The sequence below is a fragment of the Paenalcaligenes sp. genome, assembly GCF_030152715.1.
In the GTDB taxonomy this organism is placed as follows: Bacteria; Pseudomonadota; Gammaproteobacteria; order Burkholderiales; family Burkholderiaceae_B; genus Paenalcaligenes; species Paenalcaligenes hermetiae.
Window position 1 is genome coordinate 14,454 of sequence record NZ_JASLIX010000119.1, and the last position, 22,767, is coordinate 37,220.

A 22,767-nucleotide genomic window follows, 5' to 3' on the forward strand; every position below is an offset into this window, starting at 1 on the left:
CATGAATAGCCCCAAGTCGATGACAGGACTATTCGCTGTGATTCAGTTCGTGGTACGGTTGCATTATTCTTTTTATCCCATAGGTTTGATTATGCGGCACTCTTATTCTTTATACACATGGCTTAAACCCTTAGGTTATCTATTCAGTGTAACGCTTTTATCCAGTACCGTTGCACTTGCCCAAGAAACCCCTTTACTCGAGGCTTTTCCAGCTGCTCCCGACGGTTATAGTCGTCACGTTATTCATCTACCTATAGGTAATTACGAAAATAACCTGAAAATCGAACTTTTGCCGGGAAAAGTTCAAGAGGCGGACTGTAATACCTCGCACTTCACCGGTGTGTTCAAAGAAAAAATCCTAGAAGGTTGGGGCTATAATTACTATGAGCTCAGTGAGCTTGATGGTCCCGTACAAACTCGCATGGCCTGTCCAGATGACAAAAAGGCCCTACAGTTTATCCCTGTTCATAGCAATGGCTCTCTTTTGCAATACAACAGCAGTTTACCCGTCGTGGTGTACTTACCCGAAGGGCTGGAACTACGTTGGCGCACCTGGGTAGCCACCCCTTACAACACTGCCCCCATCGAATAAATGCCCATTATTCTTGCTTTTGCCTCTCTTTTTGTATTTCAGCTACTAGGTGAAATCTTAGTACAAAGCTTACGTATTCCCCTACCTGGTCCATTGATGGGCATGCTGCTTTTATTTGCTGCCCTTGTTATACGTAAGCAAGTGCCAGCAGCATTACAAACCACCGCTAACACCTTGATCCAGCACTTAATGTTGTTATTTATTCCTGCCGTCTCTGGTGTAATGCTGTATTTTCATCGCATCCAAGATGAATGGGTCGCTTTTGTCGTAGCAGGTATTTTGGCAACGGTCATCACACTCGTGGTCACCGCCTACTGCTTAACCTGGTTACTTAAAAGGCGCAGTTAACCCATGATCCGTGAAGACTTTTTTAGAATTTGGGTATTTTTAGCCGATACCCCCTTGTTATGGCTGACCTTAACGCTTTGCGTGTATTTAGCCTCACTTTACTTATATAGACGCTGCCACTCAAGTCCCTTTGTTTTGCCAGTGCTCACCTCGGTCTGTGCAATTGTAGGGATTTTATTGCTTACAGACACCCCCTACGAAACCTATTTTGAGGGGGCACAGTTTATTCATTTTTTAATTGGGCCAGCTACCGTAGCGCTCGCCATCCCCCTCTACAACCAGCTCCCTAAGCTTAAGCTACTCTGGCGTCCGCTGAGCATCACCTTAGTCGTTGGAGCGCTTACCGGTTTAGTCAGTAGTGCCATACTTACTCTTGCTCTAGGGGCTAGCCCTGAAATGGTAATTTCTTTAATGCCTAAATCCGCGACCATGCCAATCGCGATGGCCATTTCCGATCATTTTGGCGGGCAACCCTCTTTAACTGCGGTATCTGTGGCTTTTACCGGTATTATTGGCAGTATTTTAGCCACCCCAGTTTTTTATTTACTCAAGCTCAACAACCCTATTGTGCGGGGGGTAGCCACAGGAGTTTCCGCTCATGCGATTGGTACCGCTCGTGTCATCCAGATCAATGAAACCATGGGGGCCTTTGCTGCATTGGCCATGAGCGTAACAGGTATTCTCACCGCACTATTGATGCCATTGGTGCTGGGGCTGCTACAGGGTTTAAACTGGTTGTGATTATTTCCAGTCGTCACGATAAACAAACTGCGGCATCTGCCAGTTAAAACGCAAAGCCAGAAAACGGAATAACAAGCCCACCCCCATCGGCACCAACATGCTAGCTAACTCATTTAACTCAAAATGAATCGCTAGCATGTACAAACCACCTGTTACCATGGATACACTGGCGTACATCTCTTTGCGAAATAACAGCGGAATATCATTACACAAAATATCGCGTAATACCCCGCCTGCGCACCCTGTAATCATGCCACTTAATAAAATAATCGTGACGGGCAGCTCCATCTCAATCGCAATCTGACAACCAATCACCGTAAACGTCACTAAGCCTAATGCATCCAACGCCAAAAACAGCTTATGTAAATGACGCATCATACGAGCCGTCAGAGCTGTAAAGATGGCAGCCCCTGCAGTCATCCACAAATACTCGGGGTGTTTTACCCATGTTAGCGGGTAGTGCCCCAGCAACACATCACGTACCGAGCCGCCGCCTAAAGCGGTAATGCAAGCAATCACACAAACACCTACCCAATCCATATCACGCCGACCGGCGGCTAAAGCAGCCGTCATGGCTTCTGCTGTAATTGCGATTAAGTAAAAAGTGAGCAGCAACATATCAATGCGAGTTTGCGTCCAAAGCTAAGATAATATGACGTTTACGCCATAGCAGCCATAAACCGGGTAAAGCCAATAAAACGGTAATAATAAAAAAAGTAGACCAACCTAAATGCTCAACAAATAGCGGGGTTAACGGACCGGCTAAATAAGTACGCCCTACTGCCGATAACGCCGATAATAACGCAAACTGCGTAGCCGAAAACTGCTGATGACATAAAGCCATCAATAAGGCCACAAAAGCCGCGGTCCCCATACCCCCGCACAAATTTTCAATGGCAACTACCGCCCCCATAAACCAAAGATTGGGCTCGGAAACCGATAACCACCAATAACCAAAATTAGACACGGCTTGCAATAAGCCAAAAAGCATCAAGGATCGATACAAGCCCAATTTAGCCATCAGGCCACCGCCAACCAATGCTCCAATAATCGTGGCCGCCAGCCCAAAAATTTTATTGACTGTTCCCACTTCCGTCGCTGAAAATCCCGCACCACGGATTAAAAAAGTGGTCGATAATGCACCAGCAAAGGCATCACCTAGCTTATACAACACAATCAACACGAGAATACTAATAGCTTCGGGACGTTTAAAAAAGGCTAATAAAGGTGCCACCACGGCTTCCCGTAATGAATGGGGTGCAGACACGACACGCTCAGGCTCTGGGGCTAAAAAAGTGGCAATAGCACACGCCAGCATTAAAGCGCCCATCAGCATATACATGCCATTCCACCCTAGCCATTGATCAGCAATCACTAAAGCAAAGCCGCTAGAAACAATCATCGCTAAGCGATAACCTAACACTTTTACCGCCGCACCCGCCGCCCGCTCCTGCGCGCGTAGCACATCTGTACTATAGGCATCAAAAGCAATATCTTGGGTCGCCGACATAAAAGCCACAAATACCGCTAATAAAGCGATGACGCCGAGTTGGTGACTGGGATTAAATAATCCCATCGCCGCGATAGATACACCTAACAACAGTTGGCTTAGCGCCATCCACCCCCGACGGCGCCCTAAAAAGGGCACCGTATACCGATCAATAAACGGCGCCCAAAGAAATTTAAGCGTATACGCTGAACCAACTAGCGTTAAAAAACCAATATCACGCAATGAAACCTGCTCTACTGTAGCCCACGCTTGTAAAGTGCCACTGGTTAAGGCCAGGGGCAGCCCACTGGCAAAACCTAAAACAAATAAGGCCGCAACACGCGGGTTTAGGTAGACATTAGACACGATGCATGATCACTACAAAGAGGAGGCAAAAGGTGACTCGAAACGATATACGGCTAGGGTACCACGCAGCCCAGGTAAAAAGCGGAGTTCTTTTTTACCATTAAAAACCACTCTGTCCGTGATAATTAAACCTAAGGATTTGGCCAAATCCTGAAAGTCTTTTAGGGTACATAAGTGGATATTGGGCGTGTCATACCACTCATAAGGCATTTCTTTGGAGACAGGCATACGCCCAGCTAAAATCGATAAGCCATGCGTCCAATAACCAAAGTTGGGAAAAGACACAATGCCATAACGCGCCACGCGCGCCATTTCTCGCAAAATATGCTCGGTGTTTAACATGGACTGCAGTGTTTTAGACAGAACCACCGTATCAAAGTGCTGATCCTCAAATAAGGCCAGACCCTCTTCTAGATCCTGTTGGATCACAGGTACCCCCCGACGCACACTGGCTACCACCGCTTGGGGATCGCGCTCTATACCGGTGCCTTGTACATTTTTAGTACGCTGCAGATACGCTAATAATTTACCGTCAGCACAACCTAAATCCAATACATGGGTCGATGGCTCAATCCAACTTGCAATACGTGCTAAATCTGGGCGTTGCGCTAAGCTCACTGGCTGTACGGATTGCTGATGACTCATGCCAGAACTCCTGTAGTGCGTTGCCGCGGCCCTAGGCCCAATTGCTCGGCAATTTGATCATAATAGCCCTGCACCACACCGTGATAACGACGATCATCTAATAAAAAAGCATCGTGCCCATGGGGGGCATCGATCTCCGCATAAGTGACCGTTCTTTTGTTTTTAAGCAACGCTTGCACAATTTCACGTGAGCGCTCTGGTGTAAACCGCCAATCTGTCGTGAAAGAAACTAATAAAAACTTGGCTTTAACGGCCTCTAAGCTACGTGCCAAATCCCCGTTATGGGCGCGTGCCGGATCAAAATAATCCAAAGCACGCGTAATCAACAAATAAGTATTCGCATCAAAATACTTAGAGAATTTTTCGCCTTGATAACGCAAGTAGGACTCGACCTCAAACTCTACGCCATAATCATAGCGGTACTGTCCATCTTCTTTAGGATCGCGCTGAGCACGACCAAATTTTTCTGCCATGACCTCGTCTGACTGATAGGTAATATGCCCAACCATACGCGCCACAGATAAACCACGCTTAGGCACAGTATTACGACTGTAATAGTCTCCATCATAAAACTCAGGATCCGTAATGATGGCACGACGGGCTACCTCGTTAAAGGCGATATTCTGTGCAGTAAGACGAGGAGTGCTGGCAATCACAATGCAATTTTCTAAGCGATCTGGGCAAGTGATCGCCCAGCTTAACGCCTGCATACCACCTAAAGACCCACCCATGACAGCAGCAAATTTTTTGATGCCTAAGTAATCCGCCAAGCGCGCTTGGGCATGCACCCAATCCTCAACGGTTAATAACGGAAAATCTGCGCCCCAAGGTTTACCAGTTTCTGGGTTGATTGAGGCTGGGCCTGTAGAACCAAAACAAGACCCAATATTATTAACACCGATCACAAAAAAGCGATCGGTATCAACGGCCTTACCTGGGCCAACCATGTTGTCCCACCAACCGATATTTTTAGGGTCATTTGGATCAATGCCCGCTACATGGTGTGAGGCATTTAAAGCATGACAAATCAGGACGGCATTATTACGATCGTCATTAAGTTGACCGTAGGTTTCAATGGCCAGCTCATACTGGGGTAAAACCTGACCACTAGACAAATGCAATGGCTCATCAAAAGCAATAATCTCGGGTTGAACCACACCGACCGAGCCATCAGGAATAATAATAGAAGCTGTATTGGAGACCATAGACGGACCTCTTTAGCTGGATTTATGGAGCGCCCGCAAGCGGATCAAGCAAATCGGCGCCAACAAAAAGACAAGCAAATAGTTTAGCACCTTCGAAAATAAAAATCCCGTCATGCCCCTAAAGCAAGAGTTTGAGCTAAATAAAACCCCTTAGGGTTAATACCTACCTCTCAGATCTTGAGTATTTTTAAAAAGACTTAAACAATGGCATCGAAGTCATAATTTGTCATTTTCATGATGCTGAGGTTAATGTATGAACGAAGAACTAAGCTTGAGAGAAATCGCTTGCTTACAACTCATCGCTCTAGGAAAAACCAATGTTGAGGCAGGCAAAGCTCTGGGACTTACGCATCACACTGTGCAGTACCACTTGCATAATGCTTATCATAAACTCAATGTTTCTAACCGCGCTGCAGCCATTAGCAAAGCCTATCACCTGTCCTTAATCAAGCTGCCCATCGACCCCCCTGTCACAAAAAGCAGCTAAAAACCGACGTCCCCCTAGCCTCCCTACGTGTGTCTTTCCCTTTATTTGGATTGCGCATTACAATCGACCACATCATAAGTCGGATAATAAGTGAACGTAGGTAATGACATTGAGCCAGAATCCAATAAAAGCCCTTGCTTCAAATTTAACCCTCCTAAGCGACATTCGTCGGGGAGTTGAAAAAGAAGGGCTCCGGGTAGATCACTCTGCTTTTCTTGCCTCTACCCCTCACCCTGTTGCCTTGGGCTCAACCTTGTGCAACAGCCGTATCACCACGGACTATGCTGAAGCCCTCTTGGAGCTAATTACCGCTCCCTATGCCTCTGTTGAGGAGTTACGTACAGAGCTACAACATGTGCACCAATTTGTCGTACGCCACTTGGGTGATGAAGTCATCTGGAATCAATCGATGCCTGCTCACTTACCCGACGAGGCCGATATTCAAATCGGTTGGTATGGCACTTCCAACACCGGTATGTTCAAGCACGTCTATCGACGCGGCTTAGCAGAGCGCTATGGTAAGCGCATGCAATGTATTGCTGGCGTGCACTATAACTACTCGCTGCCCGACCGTATTTGGCCTTTATTACAAATTGACGGGCGCACCTTCCAAGAGCAACGTTCCAATGGCTATTTAGCTTTGATCCGCAATTTCACGCGTTATTCTTGGCTACTTATGTATTTGTTCGGCGCCTCGCCAGCCGTATCCAAGGATTTTCTGGGTGAGCACCAGCTCCCATTAGAAAAAATTGCACCTGATACCTATTGTCTGCCTTGGGCGACTAGCTTGCGCATGAGTGATCTTGGCTATCAAAACAAAGAAGCGCAAGCTGAACTCCAGCTCTGTTACAACGATCTGGATACATTTTTACTACGCATGCGTCGTGCCGCCACCACAAGCTGGCCGGCATATGCGGATATTGGTACGCACCGTAATGGCGAATGGATCCAGCTCAACACCAATATTCTTCAAATCGAAAACGAATACTATTCCAATATTCGCCCTAAACGCACGCCTAAATCTAATGAGCGCCCTTCTAGCGCTTTAGCTAACCGTGGCGTGGAATACATTGAAGTGCGCTGCTTAGATATTGACCCCTTTGACCCCATTGGTCTATCAGCAGAAACCGCTCGCTTTTTGGATGTGTTTTTATTATTTTGTGCTACCGAGCCTAGCCCCGTCTTTCCCGATGGTGGATTCTGCCAAGACAGTAAAAATAACTTTGCTAAAGTGGTTATCGAGGGTCGTAAGCCTGGGCTGTTACTACGTAATCAAAACAAGCAAGAAGTGGAGCTAAAAAGCTGGGGAGAGGATTTACTCCTTGCCATGCAACCCTATGCGGCGCTTTTCGACAAAGGAGCAGAGCAACCGCTCTATCAAGCAGCGCTGGATGCACAAATGGCCAAGATACAAGATGCCAGCCTATGCCCATCTGCTCGTGTCCTCAAGCAAATATCCGAGTCTGGGCAAAGTTTTGTGGATTACACCTATGCCCAAAGCCTAGCGCACAAAAACCACTTATTAGATTTGCCTTTTTCGGCCGAGCTACAGCAAGAGTTTGAGCAAGCGGCCACCGATTCAATTGCAGCCCAACAACAAATAGAGGCTGCCGAAAAAGATCAATCTTTTGAGGTGTACTTACAAAAATATCAGGCATTATTAGATGCCTAAAAAACAAAAAGACCCTTCGCGGGTCTTTGTTTTTGGCGCGCCCGCCAGGAATCGAACCTGGATCGAGAGCTTCGGAAACTCTAATTCTATCCATTGAACTACGGGCGCAAAAAAGCTATTTTACCCTGTATCTGACTTTTTGTTTAGTCCATTTTTATTTTTAACTGCTCACCTAGTACAACAATGCCACCCCATAGCCGATTTAGTTCGCTATAATTACCGGTTGGTATACTCTATTTACTATCAATCTTGCGGCCCCAGTAAGTCCATTTTTCGGTGGTCCGCCAGCCCCACTTAGTACGAATTCGCAGGATCCGACTATGAGCCTTACGGAACAACAAAATCACAATAACGACGATAAACAATCTGTGCACGTCAAAAACCCAGCCCGCATTTTCTGGCTATCCATTCTCTTTTTGCTTGTGGTTGGCGCCGCTATGTTCTACATAGACAGCAACACCAACGACCTGCGTATGGGTAAAGCACGCCCTGACACTTCCGAAAGTGTCGCTGCCCGTATTCAACCCGTGGCTCAATTTGCCCTTAATATCGTCGAGGCCGACCGGCCCCTTAAAACGGGTAAAGAGGTCTACGATGCCACCTGTACAACCTGTCATGCCACAGGTGTAGCAGGGGCTCCTAAATTTGGTGACAAAGACGCCTGGGCACCTTATATTGCCGCCGGCTACGAAACTATGCTCCAAGTTGCACTTAACGGTAAAGGCGCTATGCCAGCCAAGGGTGGTAACACTACCCTGGATGACCTAGAGGTTGAGCGAGCCATGGTCTACATGGCCAACGAAGCAGGTGCTGGCTTTGCTGAGCCCGGCGAGGACCAAAGCGAAGCCCCCGCACAGCAGGCCGATGCCAACGAACAAAAAACCGATTCAGCTGCTGATGACAGCGCTGAAACCACAGCAGCCGCCACTTCTGGCGATAACGCCATCCCCGCCGCTACCGAGGAACAACTTGCTGCGGGCAAAAAGCTTTATGATGCTGCTTGTTTCGCTTGCCACGGCTCGGGGGTTGCCGGTGCGCCTAAATTCGGTGACAAAGACGCCTGGGCGCCTTATATCGAAACAGGTTTAGATACCATGCTACAAGTGGCCATCACAGGTAAGGGCGCCATGCCTCCACGTGGCACAGCCATGAATGCCTCCGACGATGATTTACGCGATGCTATTCTCTACATGATTGAGCAAGTGCGCTAATTGTTCTTCCATTAAAAAGCTCGCCCCCTGATCAACACAAGGGGCGAGCTTTTTTATTGCTTGCGTTTTTATGCGCGACGGCTGGTTTTTAATGACACGCCTAACTGCACTCGGCGCTGCAACCACAAACTCGGGCGATAACGCATATCACCAGTAATCATTTGCATAGACTGTAAAATCTCAAGCAACATTTCTGCTCCTAATGCGTCTCCTAACGCTAAAGGACCACCTTTCGGGTAGCCTAACCCCAAGGATACAGCAGTATCGATATCCTCCGCGCTCGCGATCCCCTGCTGCGCAATATCACACGCGCCATTCACAATGGATGCCACCAAACGCTGTGCAACAAAACCAGCCGAATCCTCAATCACGCTCACAGGGGTACCATCACTACCAAAAACGGCACGTGCTGTCTGCACCCACTCATCTGCGGTCAACAAAGAGCGCATCACTACACGTCGCTGTCCGGTCTCTAAACCAAAAGCGGTGTCCAAGGCCACCGTACGCGTCGCGTCCAGACCAAAATGCGCCACAATCGTAGCCACATCCTCGCCAAAAGGCGTTGCGACCAACAGCGCATCTTCTGGCGCCTCTTCTGCTTCAACCAGCTCTACATCTAAGCGCTGCAAAAGCGCTTGAGCCCGCTCATAACCTTCTGCATGGTGAGGCACAAGCCAAACCTTGACCCCAGCTGCTAAAGCAGGAATAGAAGGCTCCTCGGGCAATTGCTTTTTACCGTCCTCGTATCGGTAAAAGCCTTCTCCTGTTTTACGCCCTAAAATCCCTCCCGCATACCGTATTGCCGTAATAGGAGAGGGTCTAAAGCGCGGCTCTTGGTAGAACTGATTGTAAATAGACTCCATGACCGGATGCGACACATCCAAAGCTGTTAAATCCATCAGCTCAAAAGGCCCCATTCTAAACCCAGCCTGCTCACGCATAATAGCGTCAATGGTAGCAAAATCAGCCACCTGTTCTTGAGCAATTTTTAAACCCTCAATATTCATGGGTCGCCCAGCGTGATTCACAATAAAACCAGGCATGTCTTTTGCTCGAACCGGCGTATGTCCCATGGCTTTTGCCATGGCTACTAACTGTTCACATACTTGTGGATCGGTGCGTAACCCCTCGATCACCTCGACCACCTTCATCAAAGGCACCGGATTAAAGAAATGGAAGCCAGCTACCCGCTCTGGACGCTGACATGCCTGTGCAATAGCTGTAATCGATAAAGACGAGGTATTTGAAGCCAAAATGCATGTCTCTGAGACTAAAGCTTCTAGATTTTGAAAGACCTCTTGTTTGATCTTTAAGTTTTCAACAATCGCCTCGACAACTAAGTCCGCATCAGCTAACTGCTCTAACTGGGAACAAGGCTGAATCAACGCATAGGCGGCTTCCGTTTGCTCAGAGGTCATACGCCCTCTTTCTACCTGACGTTGCCAAATGGCCTGTAATTGCTTTTGTGCCGCCGTCACTGCCTCAGCTCGTGTATCAAACAAATACACGGTATAGCCAGCTTGAGCCGCAATTTGCGCAATCCCTTGGCCCATCGCACCTGCACCAACCACCCCAATTTTTTTCATCTCAGACATGCTGTCTCCTATTTCAATAAAATCCAAAACGACACAGTTATTCTGACTATTATCAAATATATGAACCATATCGTAAATAGAGGCGGTTTTTATTTATTCCGCTTATCATCAATAACCCTAACTTCAGACCTACACCATCGACAACATTTTCTAACAAATGCCCTAAATTCAAGGCATAGACAAAAAGCCATGAGTTTTTTTCATTTGAAAAAAATAAAACTCGCTTGATGGGCGATCCCCCACCTACCTAAACTCAATTTAGAAAAACTTTAAGCTTATAAAAACTAACCAAAAGGAGAGACAAGTGGAAAAGCATCATCGTGTTATCGCTGTCACAGGAGGCAGTGGTCGTTTAGGTCAGTATGTCGTTAACGAATTAATCGCCCATCACTATCAAGTACGAGTTCTTGATTTAAGCCCGCCTCCAAGCCACCCACAAGTATCTTACAAGCCCTGCAACGTACTCAATTTAGATGAGTTGAATGCTGGGCTTAAAGATGTTGATGGTGTCATTCATCTCGCGGCTTTAGATTTCGATTTTGCCGCCTCAGTACCCGAGGAAAAGTTTATCGAAGTCAACACACTAGGCACATGGAATGTTTTACAAACCGCTGAAAACAACGGTATTAAGCGTGTAATTCTCTGTTCTAGTATCTCAGCCTGTGGCTTGTCTGAAGCTAATCCTAACTTTGCGCCAGAATACCTTCCTGTGGATGAGGAGCATCCTCGTTACCCTATCCAGCCTTACAGTATTAGTAAGCTGATTATGGAGGAAATGGCTGAAAGCTTTGTGCGTCGTGGAAATATGGCTGTGCTTTCGCTACGACCAATGATGGTATTAATTCCCTCTAACATCGATCCCACCGTAGAGCGTGCTCAAGACTTAAGTACTCGCTGGCTCTTTTATTATATTAGTCCTGAAGACTGCGCTCGTGCTTTCCGTCTCGCCTATGAGGCGGATGCAGTAAAATCAGGGGCGTTTTTCATTACAGCTACAGATAGCTGCCGACAAGAAGACACCCTAAAATGGTTTGAGCGTGCCTGGGGCTTTCTACCCAAATACGATGCTGATCATTATAAAAATCATCCAAGAGCTTCTATTTTCAGTGGGGAAAAAGCGAAAAAGCTTTTAGGTTTTGAGGCCACTTCGAACTGGCTAGATATTATCCAAACAAAATAAAAATCCGTGTAGGAGACAAATCATGAAAAAACACTGGGCCAAATGGTTAGCCTGTGGGGCTCTTATTGCTACCACATTTAATATTTCAGCAAAAACCTATAAGTGGGACATGCCAAATGAGTATCCTGGCACATCCGTCCAGGGACAAGGAGATCAATATTTCTCAGCTAAGTTAAAAGAATTTAGTCAAGGGGATATTGAGATTGTGCATCACTTTGGTGGCGCATTAGGCTTTAGATCTAAAGACCAGCTAGATGCGGTTGCTGATGGTGCTGTTATTCTTGCTAATACCTTTGTCCCACCACTAGGTGGCGTCAATCCTATCTTCACTTTATCGTCTTTACCCTTTCTGGTTTCTACACCAGACGACGCTAAGCGTCTCTATGAGATCAGTAAACCATACTACAACAAGCACCTAGCCAAATATAACCAAAAATTGCTTTACGCTTCTCCATGGCCCGCCAGTGGACTTTGGGGCAAAAAAGCCTATACGGATATGGCTAGTATTAAAAACCTCAAAATGCGTAGCTACGACATCAACAGTAGCCGTGTCTTTCGTGATGCACATGCCAACCCTGTACAACTAAGCTGGGCGGATATTGTGCCCCAACTTACTACAGGAGGAATTGATGCTGTACTGACCTCAGTGGAATCTGGTCTTAGCGCTAGTTTTAATGATTACACTAAATTTTTTACCGCTATCCACTATGACAGTACCATCAATATCGTCACCATGAACCTAGATATGTGGGAAGAGCTGTCAGAGTCCCATCAACAGGCGATAGAAAAAGCGGCTCAAAGCACCGAAGCCTTTGTTTGGGACAATATTCATCAGGTTATTGCAAAAAACTATGAAACTGCTGCTTCCCGTGGTGTAACCGTTATCACGGATCCTGATCCTTCCTTTCTCGCCGAAATGAAAAAACTTGCTGAGCCCGCCATTCAAGCTTGGGTTAAGTCTATGGGCAAAGACGGGGAAGAAATTATTCAGCAATACCGTCAACACACCAAAGCGCAATAACTAAAGGATAACCGCATGACCTACCTACTCATTCGTTTTTCACAACGACTTAATGAGGTAGGAGCCATACTAGCTGCCTTAGTGATAGCTAGTATGTGCGCTCTTATCCTCTATGAAATCGCCTTACGTGCCTTTTTTAGTAGCTCCACTTATGTGCTTGACGAAATGGTGGGCTATGGTGTGGCTGCTTCGACATTTTTAGGTCTAGGCTATGCCTTACAAAAGGGAGCTCTGATCCGAGTCAACCTCGTCATTTCCATGATCCACCATCGCCTAGTACGACGATTACTTGAACTTACCTGTGTACTGCTGGTGATCTGTATTAACGTCTTGGTTTTGCAAAGTTTTTGGAAAAGCATCACACGCAACTATCACCGTGGTGCGGTCAGTGAAACGGTTGCTCAAGTTCCACTCTGGATTCCGGAAGGTATCCTATTTTTAGGACTTGTTTTTTTTACTCTTCAATTGGGTGCTTATTTATTAATTATTCTAAGCAATCAGCCCTTGATAGGTGAAACCGAATCATTACCTATTCAAGAGCAGGAGGGATAAACATGGAGTCCGTTTATATCGCCTTGGCTATGTTGGCCTTCGTTTTTCTCGCTTTAGGGATTGGGGTTTGGGTGTTTGCTGGGCTCTTAGCTGTGGCCTTTGGAAGTATGATTTTCCTTGGTGACTTTAGCTTAGCTAGAGCAGGTATGGTCTCAAAATCCGTTATCTGGAAAAGCGCTACCACTTGGGAACTTGCCGCTATCCCTCTCTTTCTTTGGATGGGGGAAATTATTTTCCGCTCGGATATCTCTGAACGACTCTTTAGAGGGCTTGCTCCTCTAGTGGAGTGGCTGCCAGGTCGGCTTCTCCATACAAACGTCATGGGATGTACTCTGTTTGCAGCGGTGAGTGGCTCCACGTCTGCCACTACTGCTACCGTAGGCAAAATCACCATTGATGCACTCAAACAGCGTGGCTACAACGAGTCTCTATCACTGGGGTCATTGGCTGGAGCCGGCAGTTTAGGTTTACTTATTCCCCCATCAATTATTTTAATTATTTATGGTGTTTTAGCTGAGGTTTCTATTGCTAAACTCTTTGCGGCAGGAATCATGCCAGGGCTACTCGTCGCCGGCTTATTTTCTACCTATATTATTATTCGTTGCTTAATTAACCCCCAGTACTCCCCTCGTAGTAATAGTGCAAAAAACTTAAAAGTGTGGATGAGCGCTATTATTGATCTAGTTCCTATTAGTACGCTTATCCTCGTTGTTCTTGGCGGCATCTATAGTGGTATTGTGACTCCATCAGAAGCTGCAGCCGTAGGCGTGCTTGCCGCTATTCTTTTGACGGCTTGCTCAAAAAAACTAAGCTTATCTTTATTAATCGACTCTCTGATGGCCGCTGTACGTACCTCTTGTATGGTGTGCAGTATTTTAATTGCAGCAGCGCTCCTTTCTACTGCTATTGGCTACTTGCATGTCCCTACAGGTCTCACACAGCTCATCGGCTCACTCAACCTGTCGGTTTATAGCTTATTGCTTTTACTTGCACTAATGTATATAACACTAGGCCTTTTCTTAGACGGTATCTCCATTTTAGTGATGACTGTACCCATTGTTTTCCCTATTATTACCCAAGCTGGTATTGATCCAGTTTGGTTTGGCATATTTTTAGTTTTAATGATAGAAATGGGGCAAGTTACGCCACCTGTTGGTTTTAACTTATTTGTTATTCAAGGTATTGCTGGAAAAAATTTAAAAGATGTCGTTTATGCATCCTTTCCATTTTTTATATTAATGGTACTAGCGGTAATATTATTAGCAATCTACCCATCTATAGTTACATTTTTACCTGAAATCATTGCATAAAAAAAGGGGCTTAAGCCCCTTTTTTAAATATGACTACAAATCCAATCTATAAAAACCTTAGCCTGCTTTTTCAATATATTACTTTTAGGGTAAACCAAATAGTAATTATAGTTATATAATTTTATATCAGAAAAAGGAGCAACTAGTTTATTATTTTTTTTGCTTTGATCTAGCAAAGACAAACAGGTTAACATAAACCCGGCTCCATCAATAGCAGCTTGGATCCTCACATTAGTATCATCAATACTTAGTCTTTTACTAAAAGAATCAGAAGCTAAGCCTGCCTGTTTTAGCCATCTATTCCAATTAACAGGCGTCTCCTCATCCAATAGAACATAATCATATAAATCATTAGTATTCAATACCTTATCACCAATAAGATGCGGACTACAGCATGCGGTCAATGAGCCATCCAAAAGCTGAATAGCGACGCTATCCTCTGCTGGGGCATTCGTCCATTGTATTGCCAAATCATAATTAGAAGAGTTAAAGGCAGGAGCATGAATAGAATGAATTAAATGCAAATCAATTTCAGGATGGCGTTCCCAAAAATCAGGTAGTCTAGGTAACAACCAGCTTTGCGCAAAATAAGGCCTTAAAACAATATAAAGAGGCTGTTTTTTACTTTTATCTTTTACATCATCTATAACATTTCTTATTTGATAAAAAATATTAGATAACTCCGGAAGAAGCTGCTCCCCCTCTTCTGTTAAAACCAACTTGGAGTTTTCTCTTTTAAAGAGCCTCATACCAAGCTCTTCTTCTAAGGTTTTTATTCTGTGGCTAACAGCTGACTGCGTAACATGTAATTCATTTGCAGCCTGAGTAAAACTCATATAACGTGCTGCCACCTCGAAAACTCGTAATGAGTTCAAGGATGGCAGTCTATTTTCTAATCCTTGCATTTTTGTCTCCTAATACCTCTCTTATAAAAAAACTTCACAGGGTATGAAATCTTATCGTTTGTTGGTCTTTTTTTCTTATCGTACTATTTTTATAAGCTTTATTTTAAGCATAAAAAAACTGGTCCAAGAACACAGTTCTATAACCCTAAAGGAGAGAGAGATGAGCTCTATTATTCAACAAGTTTCCGATTTAGCCAAGATGGATCTACCAGCCGAGGAAAACCATGTTCTCCGAGGTCTTCCTGCTCCTGCTTACACCAGCGAGGAGTTCTTTAAAGAGGAGCAAAAACGTATCTTCCAAAGTAATTGGGTATTAGCTGGTTTTGTTCATGAGCTTAAAGAGCCTGGCACCGCGATTCCTACAGAAGTGGGTGGTCAACCTATCCTATTACTAACGGATGACAAAGGAGAAATCGGGGTCTTTCATAACCTATGCCGTCACCGAGGCCTAATTCTGGTTACGGAAAAAACCAAAGTAGAACAATCCATTACCTGTCCGTACCATGCTTGGTCTTATGACACATCAGGAGCCCTCGAATCCGCTCCTCACTTTGGAGGGTTTCGTAAGCAAGAGGTCCCTGGATTTAAAAAGTGCGATTTTGGTTTGCTTCCTGTACGTTTTGCCATTTGGCATGACTGGGTTTTTGTCAATATTGATGGTAAGGCTCCAGAATTTAATGAGTATGTAGCGACCTTTGAGGAAGAGTTAAAAGATTTTGACTTCGGCACACTGGAGCCCATCGGTCGTATCGATCTTGGTGAAGTACAAGCCAACTGGAAGCTTTTAATGGAAAACTTCATTGAGCCTTATCATGTTCCAGTAGTGCATGATGTAACCGCTGCAGGTCAGCCTCTTAAAGATCACTACACCATTACAAATGGCCGTCTACTTGGATCTGCCGTAGACCTCGAAGTCCCCAAACAAGACAGTGAAGTAGCAGACCACTTAGACATGAGCGCTCGCTATCTTACGCTTTTCCCAAGCTTTGTCCTAGGTATTTATTTACCCGATCAGGCAGGTGTTCATATCAATATGCCGGTAAGCGCTGGGGTTACTCATCAATATCGAGTGCTCTATAGCCTTGACCAGCGTGAATACACAGAAGAAGAGAAAAAAGCCCTGTGCGACCTATGGACAGATGTACACAAAGAAGATCACGAAATCGCTGTGTTACTACAAAAAGGACGACACTCCGTGGCCATGAATGACGGCGGCTTAATGTCTCCGCATTGGGAAGATAGCGCTCAAGCTTTCCAGCGCATGGTTTTAGAAAACATGCAGAAAAATACAGATTAATTCAACTAGGCAGGATCATGAAAAAACGATTAATGCATACGATGTTACGCGTACAAAACACGGAAAAATCTGTGGCTTTTTATACTGAAATGCTCGGTATGCAAGTAGTAAGGCAAAGCGATTATCCCAGTGGGCGTTTTACAAACACTTTCGTCGGTTACCAAGACGAAGAAAGTGGTCCCGTTTTAGAGCTAACTCATAATTGGGATCGTAATACGCCCTACGAAATGGGAGAAGCTTACGGCCATATTGCGATCGGCGTTGATGATCTCTACGGGCTTTGTGACCACTTACGAGCTCAAGGGGTCCCTATTACACGCGAGCCAGGTCCCATGAAAGACAGCCCTCGTGAGATCGCCTTTATTACTGATCCTGATGGATACAAAATTGAATTAATCCAAGTTAGCGCCTAACACAACTAGGCTGCTCACAGAGCAGCCTAAAGGAACCCCTCATGACAACCAGCACACAGAAATGGACTGCCGCTCTACCCATTACGGCAATTAATGATGAAGAAGCTCAATGTGTAGACATCGCAGGGAAGCGTATCGCCATTTATAAAACAGAAGGCTGTTTTTATGCTTCGGATGATAAATGCCCCCATGGCAATGCTTCATTATCAGAGGGGTGGTTAGAGGATGGAAAAGTAGAGTGTCCTCTACATCAATCCTTATTCGACTTAGCAACAGGTGAGGTTTTAACTCCCCCGTGCAAGGTCAATGTCAGCGTCTACCCCGTAAAAGTCCAAGACGATATGGTTTATATCGCCTTAGACGAAAGTTAATTTACTCTTTACACCACATGGAGAAACAACGATGAAAAGCCCTGTAAACCCCGGAAAAGTAGAATGGACTGGTGACAACCCCGGCATTTATCTCAAAGATAAAAACGATCCACAAGGCCCTTGGGTTTCTCTAGCATTATTTTTTAATATCGTTATCTCACCACATGGTGCCGGCCGAGGCATTGTTATTTTAGAAAACCCTACGCTAGCCCAAGGTTATCCTACGGCAAATAATATCTGCTTAACAGATAACCCCGAGATGATGCGTTATTTAATCCGTGATTATGCTAAACACTTCCCAGCCTTTAAGGATGTGCCGGCTCTCGACGCAATGAGCTATCACACTATTGATTCTTTCGAATCATACACAGATGGTAAAACGATTCATCGCGAAAGCATGAAAGCAGGTAGCTTAGAAGTAGAACTCAAGTGGCTTGGGCTGCAAGAACCTTTTGCAGCAGACGTACCCCCCACCATGACAGCAACTAAAAAACACCAGATGTACAGCATCTTCCGTGGTGCTGATCAAGGAGAAATTTTAGTGAATGGTAAGGCCCTAGACGGTGTGGTTATTGAAAGAGACTTTTTAGACCGTCGCTTGAATTCTGCTTTTTTTGCTTATGCAGAGACTTGGGTCTTGCCGGAGGCATAATCTATGAACACATCGATCACTCAAGCCGATCGTACAGCCCTGCAGCAAATGCTGCAGGTAGAGCCTGTACTAACGGGTATCTCCCAAGCTCAATCTACACTTAACCTAAAAGAAAAAGAATTATTGCATGCGGGACCACCCATTATTGACAAACAAGCCATGGCTAAACCCATTCTTCACTCCGCCATGGCGGCGGTACTATTCGAAGGATGGGCCGATACGCCCGAAGAAGCTCAGCAATTAGTTCTGTCAGATCAAATAACCCTGACTCCAGCCCAAAACTATGGTGTTGCTGTACCGCTCGCTGATGTCTTGTCCCCAAATATGTTTATTCTGCACGTGCAAGATAAACAAAACCCCGATCTCATCGCCTATAGCTCTATTAATGGTGGAGATGGACCTGTCACTCGGGTCGGTATATTCAACCAGGATGTAGTCGATCGTCTACATTACATCTATGGTCCTATCGCAACCACTATCGCAAGCCTACTCGAAAACTCTCAACCAGAATTACTGCCCATCGCTGAAAAAGCCATACTTAAAGGTGATGATCTACATGGCCGTACAGCCAATGCTAGTGCCTTACTATTTGATGCATTGGTCGAGAATTACAACCAAGAAAGTCCAGAGCTTTTATTTATCCAAAATAGCGCTGCTTTTTTCTTAAATGTATGGATGGCTGCAAGCTTATGTACGCTATTAGCTGGAGCGGGTGTAAAAAATAGCAGTGCCATTATTCGTATGGGCAGTAATGGCGTAGAGTTTGGTATACAAATCGCTGCTTTACCTGATGTTTGGTTCACAGCCTCAGCTCAAGCTCCTTTTATCCCTGATGCCACCACAGAACTACGTGCTCGGGCCCTAGGAGCTATTGGTGATAGTGCTGTAGTAGATGCTTTAGGCTATGGAGCTATGCTCAATCAATATGCCCCAGAAACTGCCAAGCGCTTACGTTCCGCAGCAGAACAAAGCCAACAGTCGCTTCCCACTGGCTTACTTTCTGAGCCTCACCCTGCCTATTCTCATTTACCTGATTTCCGTACTGGCTTAACGGCAAGGCAAGTCATACAGCAGAAAACAACACCCGTTGTTAGCCTAGGGGTGCTCGATAGCCAAGGCGAAAAAGGGCGCTTAGATGGTGGTTTCTTTTTTGCGCCACTCACCCCTTTCCAAGCGGCTTTAGAGGCCTTAGTTGAGGTGTAACATGCTTACTAACACGGCAATAACTCAGCTCAGTCTATACGACATGGCACAAGCTATTCATAATCAAACGCTTAGTGCTACACAGATTATGGAAGCGTGCTTAGCACGTATTGCCGAGCGTGAACCAAAGGTTCGCGCTTGGCAATGCATAAACCCCGATGCCGCTTTAGAACAAGCACATCAAATGGACCGGCTACCTATAAAAGGTATCTTGCACGGCTTACCGATTGGTATTAAAGACACCATCGAAACCCGTAACTTTCCTACGGAAAGAGGCTCCAGTATCTATGCAAACCAAACCACTCCGTGGGATGCAGCTAGCGTAACACTCATTCAACGTGCAGGCGGTATTATTCTTGGAAAAACCGTCACAACCGAATTCGCGTATTTTCGTCCTGGACCCACTGCGAACCCTCATAACCTCGCGCATACACCTGGGGGCTCATCGAGTGGATCTGCAGCCGCCGTCGCAGACTATATGATCCCAGCGGCTTTGGGTACACAAACGGCGGGCTCTCTGATTCGACCTGCCTCTTATTGCGGCGTCGTTGGTTACAAGCCCACATTTGGTGACTTCTCTCTTTGCGGTGTTAGACCTGTGTCCTCCTCACTGGATACCTTAGGCGTCATAACTCGCACCGTCCATGATGCAGCACTAATGCGTGCGGTTTTACTTAACCAACCCTTCCATCCACTTAAAGAAGAACGCTCTCTGCCCTCGCGTATTGCCTTTTGTCATACTCCCTCATGGTTAGAGGCCGATAGCTATACACGCGCTCAATTAGAAAAAACAGCTCTCAATCTTGCCTCTGGCAATACCCAGGTCAGCCTTATTGAGCTACCTACTATTTGTGATGACATGGTTTCCGTCCAAAAAACCATCATGGCCTACGAGGCTGCACAAAATCTGAGCTTTGAGTACGACTATCACAAAACGCAGCTCAGCCCGCAGATCTGTGAACTCATCGAAGACGGTATGCTGATCTCTCACGAAGATTATTTATTTGCTTTAGCTACCGTACAAAAAGCCAGAGAACAGATGGCCCTCTTCTTTGAAAAATGGGATGCCATTCTTGCCCCTGCTGCTCCTGGAGAGGCTCCTTTGGGGCTACAGGCTACTGGAGACCCTATTTTTAGTCGGATGTGGAATATGCTTGGGCTCCCTTGTTTAACCATTCCTGCCTTTCAGGGACCACAAAATCTCCCTATTGGGATTCAAGTTATCGGGGCTCAAGGCGAAGATGAACATCTTCTTCAGATTGCTCTAGGTATTGAAAAAAAATTAAATAAATAAAACAACATTTAGCAGGAGACAACCATGTGTGCACATTATGTCATTATTGGTGCAGGCCAAGCTGGGCGACGTACAGCAGAAAGCTTACGCGAACGAGATAGCCAGAGTCGTATTAGTCTTATTGGTGAAGAAGAACACATTCCTTATGATAGACCGGTGCTATCCAAAGAAGGGCTCATCGATGAAGATAGCCTACAAAGTGCATTTGTAGTAGATAAAAATTTTTATCGTGATCAAAATATTCATCTACTTTTAGGTTCACCTGTCGTCTCAGTTGCCCCCAACGAAAAAAAGATCCTGCTAGGCAATGATGATGTCATTCAATACGATAAGCTAATTTTCGCTACAGGATCACGTGCACGTAAGCTTATAACTAAAGGCGCTGAAAATGCTGACATCCATTATGTGCGTACGCTTAATGACAGCAAGCAGCTAAGTCAGGCGGCACGAGGTAAAAGCCACGTGGTTATTATTGGTGGGGGCTTTATCGGGCTCGAGGTCGCCGCTACACTGGCGACCCACTTTAAAATGGACGTCACCCTTTTAGAGTCGGGGGAGCGTATTTTAAAGCGCGTAATGCCCAGCGCCCTTAGTGATTACATGCATCAGCTCCATCAAGAAAAAGGAATAAATATCCTTTTAAATAGCTCGCTTACACAAATTCACACCCATGCGGATAATACCTATACCTTAGAAACCAATCATGGTGCTATCCATACCGAGTTAATTGTGGCTGGCATTGGAGTACACCCAAACCAAGAGCTTGCTGCTGCAGCTGGTATCCATGTTAATAATGGCATTGTGGTCGATGAGCATGGGCGTACTAATATCCCAGACATTTATGCTGCCGGAGATGTTACCGCGCACTTCAACCCCTTTTATCAAGCTCATATCCGGCTAGAATCTTGGCAAGTAGCTGAAAACCAGCCAGTAGCCATTGCTAATCATATTTGTGGTCTATCTTCAGAGGGGTTTAATGATATCCCATGGCTTTGGTCAGATCAGTACACGCACAATCTACAAATGCTAGGTGACTTTTGTTTTGCATCGCAGCTTGTTATACGCCAAGAGGCTAAGTCAGAGCACTTCGCACTCATTGGTCTAAATGATCAACAACAAATTAAAGCCGTATGCGCTGTGAATCAAGGTCGAGATATCAGTATGTACAGGCGCTTAATGCAATCGAATTGCTCCGTTGCCCCTGCACTGCTTACCGATAGTAATACCCCATTACGCTCCCTACAATCTTTGCTACGCAATTAAGCACACATCACTCTCTTTCTACAAAAAAGCCAGCTTAATCGCTGGCTTTTTATTTTGACTAACGCAAGTCAAAAGGATCACCAATACCTAAGACTGCATTGACCTCGTTAGGACTTAAATAATCATGTAGAGAGGTTTTTGTACTATTCGCATACGCTTGCAGTACATGTGCCCAGGTGGCGTTATTAGTAAACTGCATCCCAAAATCATCCAACGTACCACCACGATTAATGTAGCCAAGCACTGTACTGTGCTCAGTCTGAGGGAATAGATGCCATAAATGTCCTCTAAAGACCTCTGGACGCATATGGGTTAAAGCAATACGATGGGTAAACGTATCTGGGCATAACCACTGACACTGCTCTGAAGTTAATGTTTTTTCGAGCTCAAATCTATCTCTAGCTTGACGTAACCGCCCGGGCTCTTGGATATAAACTAAGCGATAGCCACGACCTTGATCCTGAAGCCGCTCAGCCGCCAATTGCATTTGCTCCAGTTGGTAACTACCGTTCGCTAAAAGCAATACAGCTTGGGGACCTTCGTATTCGCGCACCACAATAGCCCCTTGCTCGGCCAACTGCTGAGCCTGCTCTGCATCAAATACTGTTACCCGCTCCCGCTTCGGTGCCACCACACAGGCAATCTGTCCGCGGCTATGATAAATCGTGGGTAACAATGCCATAAAACTATTGTAGTCTGCTGGAAACAATACCCGACACACATCGCTCATCTCGCCTAGTAAAGCCTCTGCAAAAGTGGTGTCTTGGTGTGACTGCTGGTTTTTACCATTTTCCCAAGTATGTGAGGTGGCGATCACCGGCCACGATAACCACTGCGCAGGACGCCCTATTTCTTTTTGTTGTCGCGCAAAAATAATACGCTGGCGTAACGCCCCTAACATCTTTACACAAAATGCCTCATAGCTCGCAACCAGATTCAAACCACTCTGATTGCC

The 22,767-nt window shown here is 45.6% G+C and carries 23 protein-coding genes, 1 tRNA gene, 1 pseudogene and 1 riboswitch; of the genes and pseudogenes, 17 read left to right on the forward strand and 8 right to left on the reverse strand.

All coding sequences use genetic code 11. The features are described 5' to 3' along the window. The first annotated feature begins 1 nt into the window (after position 1). From Q1V74_RS09750 to Q1V74_RS09760, 3 genes are read left to right on the forward strand one after another with little or no spacing between them, the layout of a single operon-like run. Positions 2-592: an ecotin family protein gene (locus Q1V74_RS09750; RefSeq protein ID WP_300648501.1), complete on the forward strand. Its 591-nt coding sequence runs from the start codon at positions 2-4 to the stop codon at positions 590-592. Next, positions 593-940 (forward strand): CidA/LrgA family protein, encoded by a 348-nt coding sequence (locus Q1V74_RS09755; protein WP_345370592.1) that lies wholly within the window; start codon positions 593-595, stop codon positions 938-940. Positions 941-943: 3 nt separating this feature from the next. After that, positions 944-1,681 carry an LrgB family protein gene (locus Q1V74_RS09760; protein ID WP_300648503.1) on the forward strand — a complete coding sequence of 246 codons (738 nt, stop codon included), beginning with the start codon at positions 944-946 and terminating at the stop codon, positions 1,679-1,681. Here the strand turns inward: Q1V74_RS09760 and Q1V74_RS09765 are convergent, their stop codons facing one another. The 4 genes from Q1V74_RS09765 to Q1V74_RS09780 all read right to left on the reverse strand — a co-directional run bounded on the left by Q1V74_RS09765 (position 1,682) and on the right by Q1V74_RS09780 (position 5,386). Then, positions 1,682-2,299 (reverse strand): trimeric intracellular cation channel family protein, encoded by a 618-nt coding sequence (locus Q1V74_RS09765; protein ID WP_260649473.1) that lies wholly within the window; start codon positions 2,297-2,299, stop codon positions 1,682-1,684. Position 2,300: 1 nt separating this feature from the next. After that, positions 2,301-3,536, reverse strand: coding sequence for a muropeptide transporter (locus tag Q1V74_RS09770; protein WP_300648505.1), 1,236 nt, complete (start codon positions 3,534-3,536; stop codon positions 2,301-2,303). 12 nt (positions 3,537-3,548) lie between these two features. Continuing rightward, positions 3,549-4,181, reverse strand: coding sequence for a methionine biosynthesis protein MetW (gene metW, locus Q1V74_RS09775; protein ID WP_300648507.1), 633 nt, complete (start codon positions 4,179-4,181; stop codon positions 3,549-3,551). After that, complete coding sequence (locus tag Q1V74_RS09780) at positions 4,178-5,386, reverse strand: homoserine O-acetyltransferase (protein WP_300648509.1); 1,209 nt, start codon at positions 5,384-5,386, stop codon at positions 4,178-4,180. Before Q1V74_RS09780 ends, metW begins: the two co-directional genes overlap by 4 nt. Continuing rightward, a riboswitch (SAM riboswitch) is annotated at positions 5,378-5,456 on the reverse strand. (Overlaps the previous gene by 9 nt.) 183 nt (positions 5,457-5,639) lie before the next feature. On the opposite strand from Q1V74_RS09780, the gene Q1V74_RS09785 reads away from it, so the two are divergent. Continuing rightward, positions 5,640-5,873, forward strand: a complete 234-nt coding sequence (locus tag Q1V74_RS09785; protein ID WP_300648511.1) for a helix-turn-helix transcriptional regulator — start codon at positions 5,640-5,642, stop codon at positions 5,871-5,873. Positions 5,874-5,976: 103 nt separating this feature from the next. Then, the gene (gshA, locus tag Q1V74_RS09790) at positions 5,977-7,545 is read left to right on the forward strand and encodes a glutamate--cysteine ligase (RefSeq protein ID WP_300648513.1); all 1,569 of its coding nucleotides are present in this window, start codon (positions 5,977-5,979) and stop codon (positions 7,543-7,545) included. Between the two features lie 33 nt (positions 7,546-7,578). Here the strand turns inward: gshA and Q1V74_RS09795 are convergent. Beyond that, positions 7,579-7,653: transfer RNA gene (locus tag Q1V74_RS09795), tRNA-Arg, on the reverse strand. 212 nt (positions 7,654-7,865) lie between these two features. On the opposite strand from Q1V74_RS09795, the gene Q1V74_RS09800 reads away from it, so the two are divergent. Then, a complete protein-coding gene (locus Q1V74_RS09800) occupies positions 7,866-8,756 on the forward strand; it encodes a c-type cytochrome (protein WP_300648515.1) in 891 nt (296 codons plus the stop codon). Positions 8,757-8,824: 68 nt separating this feature from the next. Here Q1V74_RS09800 and Q1V74_RS09805 read toward each other — a convergent pair whose 3' ends face one another. Then, complete coding sequence (locus tag Q1V74_RS09805; RefSeq protein WP_300648517.1) at positions 8,825-10,351, reverse strand: 3-hydroxyacyl-CoA dehydrogenase; 1,527 nt, start codon at positions 10,349-10,351, stop codon at positions 8,825-8,827. Positions 10,352-10,655: 304 nt separating this feature from the next. Between Q1V74_RS09805 and Q1V74_RS09810 the strand changes: the two genes are divergently transcribed. The 4 genes from Q1V74_RS09810 to Q1V74_RS09825 are packed head-to-tail and all read left to right on the forward strand — an operon-like array spanning position 10,656 to position 14,414. Continuing rightward, complete coding sequence (locus Q1V74_RS09810) at positions 10,656-11,531, forward strand: NAD(P)-dependent oxidoreductase (protein ID WP_300648519.1); 876 nt, start codon at positions 10,656-10,658, stop codon at positions 11,529-11,531. 22 nt (positions 11,532-11,553) lie between these two features. Further along, the gene (locus Q1V74_RS09815) at positions 11,554-12,552 is read left to right on the forward strand and encodes a TRAP transporter substrate-binding protein (RefSeq protein ID WP_300648521.1); all 999 of its coding nucleotides are present in this window, start codon (positions 11,554-11,556) and stop codon (positions 12,550-12,552) included. Positions 12,553-12,567: 15 nt separating this feature from the next. Then, positions 12,568-13,104, forward strand: a complete 537-nt coding sequence (locus Q1V74_RS09820; protein ID WP_300648523.1) for a TRAP transporter small permease — start codon at positions 12,568-12,570, stop codon at positions 13,102-13,104. A 2-nt stretch (positions 13,105-13,106) separates the two neighbouring features. Further along, positions 13,107-14,414 (forward strand): TRAP transporter large permease subunit, encoded by a 1,308-nt coding sequence (locus Q1V74_RS09825; protein ID WP_300648525.1) that lies wholly within the window; start codon positions 13,107-13,109, stop codon positions 14,412-14,414. Positions 14,415-14,437: 23 nt separating this feature from the next. Here the strand turns inward: Q1V74_RS09825 and Q1V74_RS09830 are convergent, their stop codons facing one another. Continuing rightward, positions 14,438-15,319, reverse strand: coding sequence for a LysR family transcriptional regulator (locus Q1V74_RS09830; RefSeq protein ID WP_300648527.1), 882 nt, complete (start codon positions 15,317-15,319; stop codon positions 14,438-14,440). A gap of 160 nt (positions 15,320-15,479) precedes the next feature. Here Q1V74_RS09830 and Q1V74_RS09835 point away from each other — a divergent pair, with 160 nt between their 5' ends. Genes Q1V74_RS09835 through Q1V74_RS09865 form a run of 7 tightly spaced genes read left to right on the forward strand, consistent with a single transcriptional unit; the run spans position 15,480 to position 21,812 of the window. Next, complete coding sequence (locus Q1V74_RS09835) at positions 15,480-16,616, forward strand: aromatic ring-hydroxylating dioxygenase subunit alpha (RefSeq protein ID WP_300648529.1); 1,137 nt, start codon at positions 15,480-15,482, stop codon at positions 16,614-16,616. A 17-nt stretch (positions 16,617-16,633) separates the two neighbouring features. After that, entirely contained in the window at positions 16,634-17,029 is a 396-nt protein-coding gene (gloA, locus tag Q1V74_RS09840) for a lactoylglutathione lyase (protein WP_260649487.1), read from the forward strand. Positions 17,030-17,070: 41 nt separating this feature from the next. Beyond that, on the forward strand, positions 17,071-17,400 hold the full coding sequence (locus tag Q1V74_RS09845) for a non-heme iron oxygenase ferredoxin subunit (RefSeq protein ID WP_300648532.1): 330 nt from the start codon (positions 17,071-17,073) through the stop codon (positions 17,398-17,400). 31 nt (positions 17,401-17,431) lie between these two features. Continuing rightward, positions 17,432-18,052: a hypothetical protein gene (locus Q1V74_RS09850; RefSeq protein ID WP_260649489.1), complete on the forward strand. Its 621-nt coding sequence runs from the start codon at positions 17,432-17,434 to the stop codon at positions 18,050-18,052. A 3-nt stretch (positions 18,053-18,055) separates the two neighbouring features. Beyond that, positions 18,056-19,255 carry a DUF1116 domain-containing protein gene (locus tag Q1V74_RS09855; RefSeq protein ID WP_300648534.1) on the forward strand — a complete coding sequence of 400 codons (1,200 nt, stop codon included), beginning with the start codon at positions 18,056-18,058 and terminating at the stop codon, positions 19,253-19,255. A gap of 1 nt (position 19,256) precedes the next feature. After that, positions 19,257-20,549 (forward strand): amidase, encoded by a 1,293-nt coding sequence (locus Q1V74_RS09860; protein WP_300648536.1) that lies wholly within the window; start codon positions 19,257-19,259, stop codon positions 20,547-20,549. 24 nt (positions 20,550-20,573) lie between these two features. Beyond that, a complete protein-coding gene (locus Q1V74_RS09865) occupies positions 20,574-21,812 on the forward strand; it encodes an FAD-dependent oxidoreductase (protein WP_300648538.1) in 1,239 nt (412 codons plus the stop codon). A 58-nt stretch (positions 21,813-21,870) separates the two neighbouring features. Here Q1V74_RS09865 and Q1V74_RS09870 read toward each other — a convergent pair. Next, positions 21,871-22,767: pseudogene (locus tag Q1V74_RS09870) on the reverse strand (xylulose 5-phosphate 3-epimerase); the annotation flags it as partial.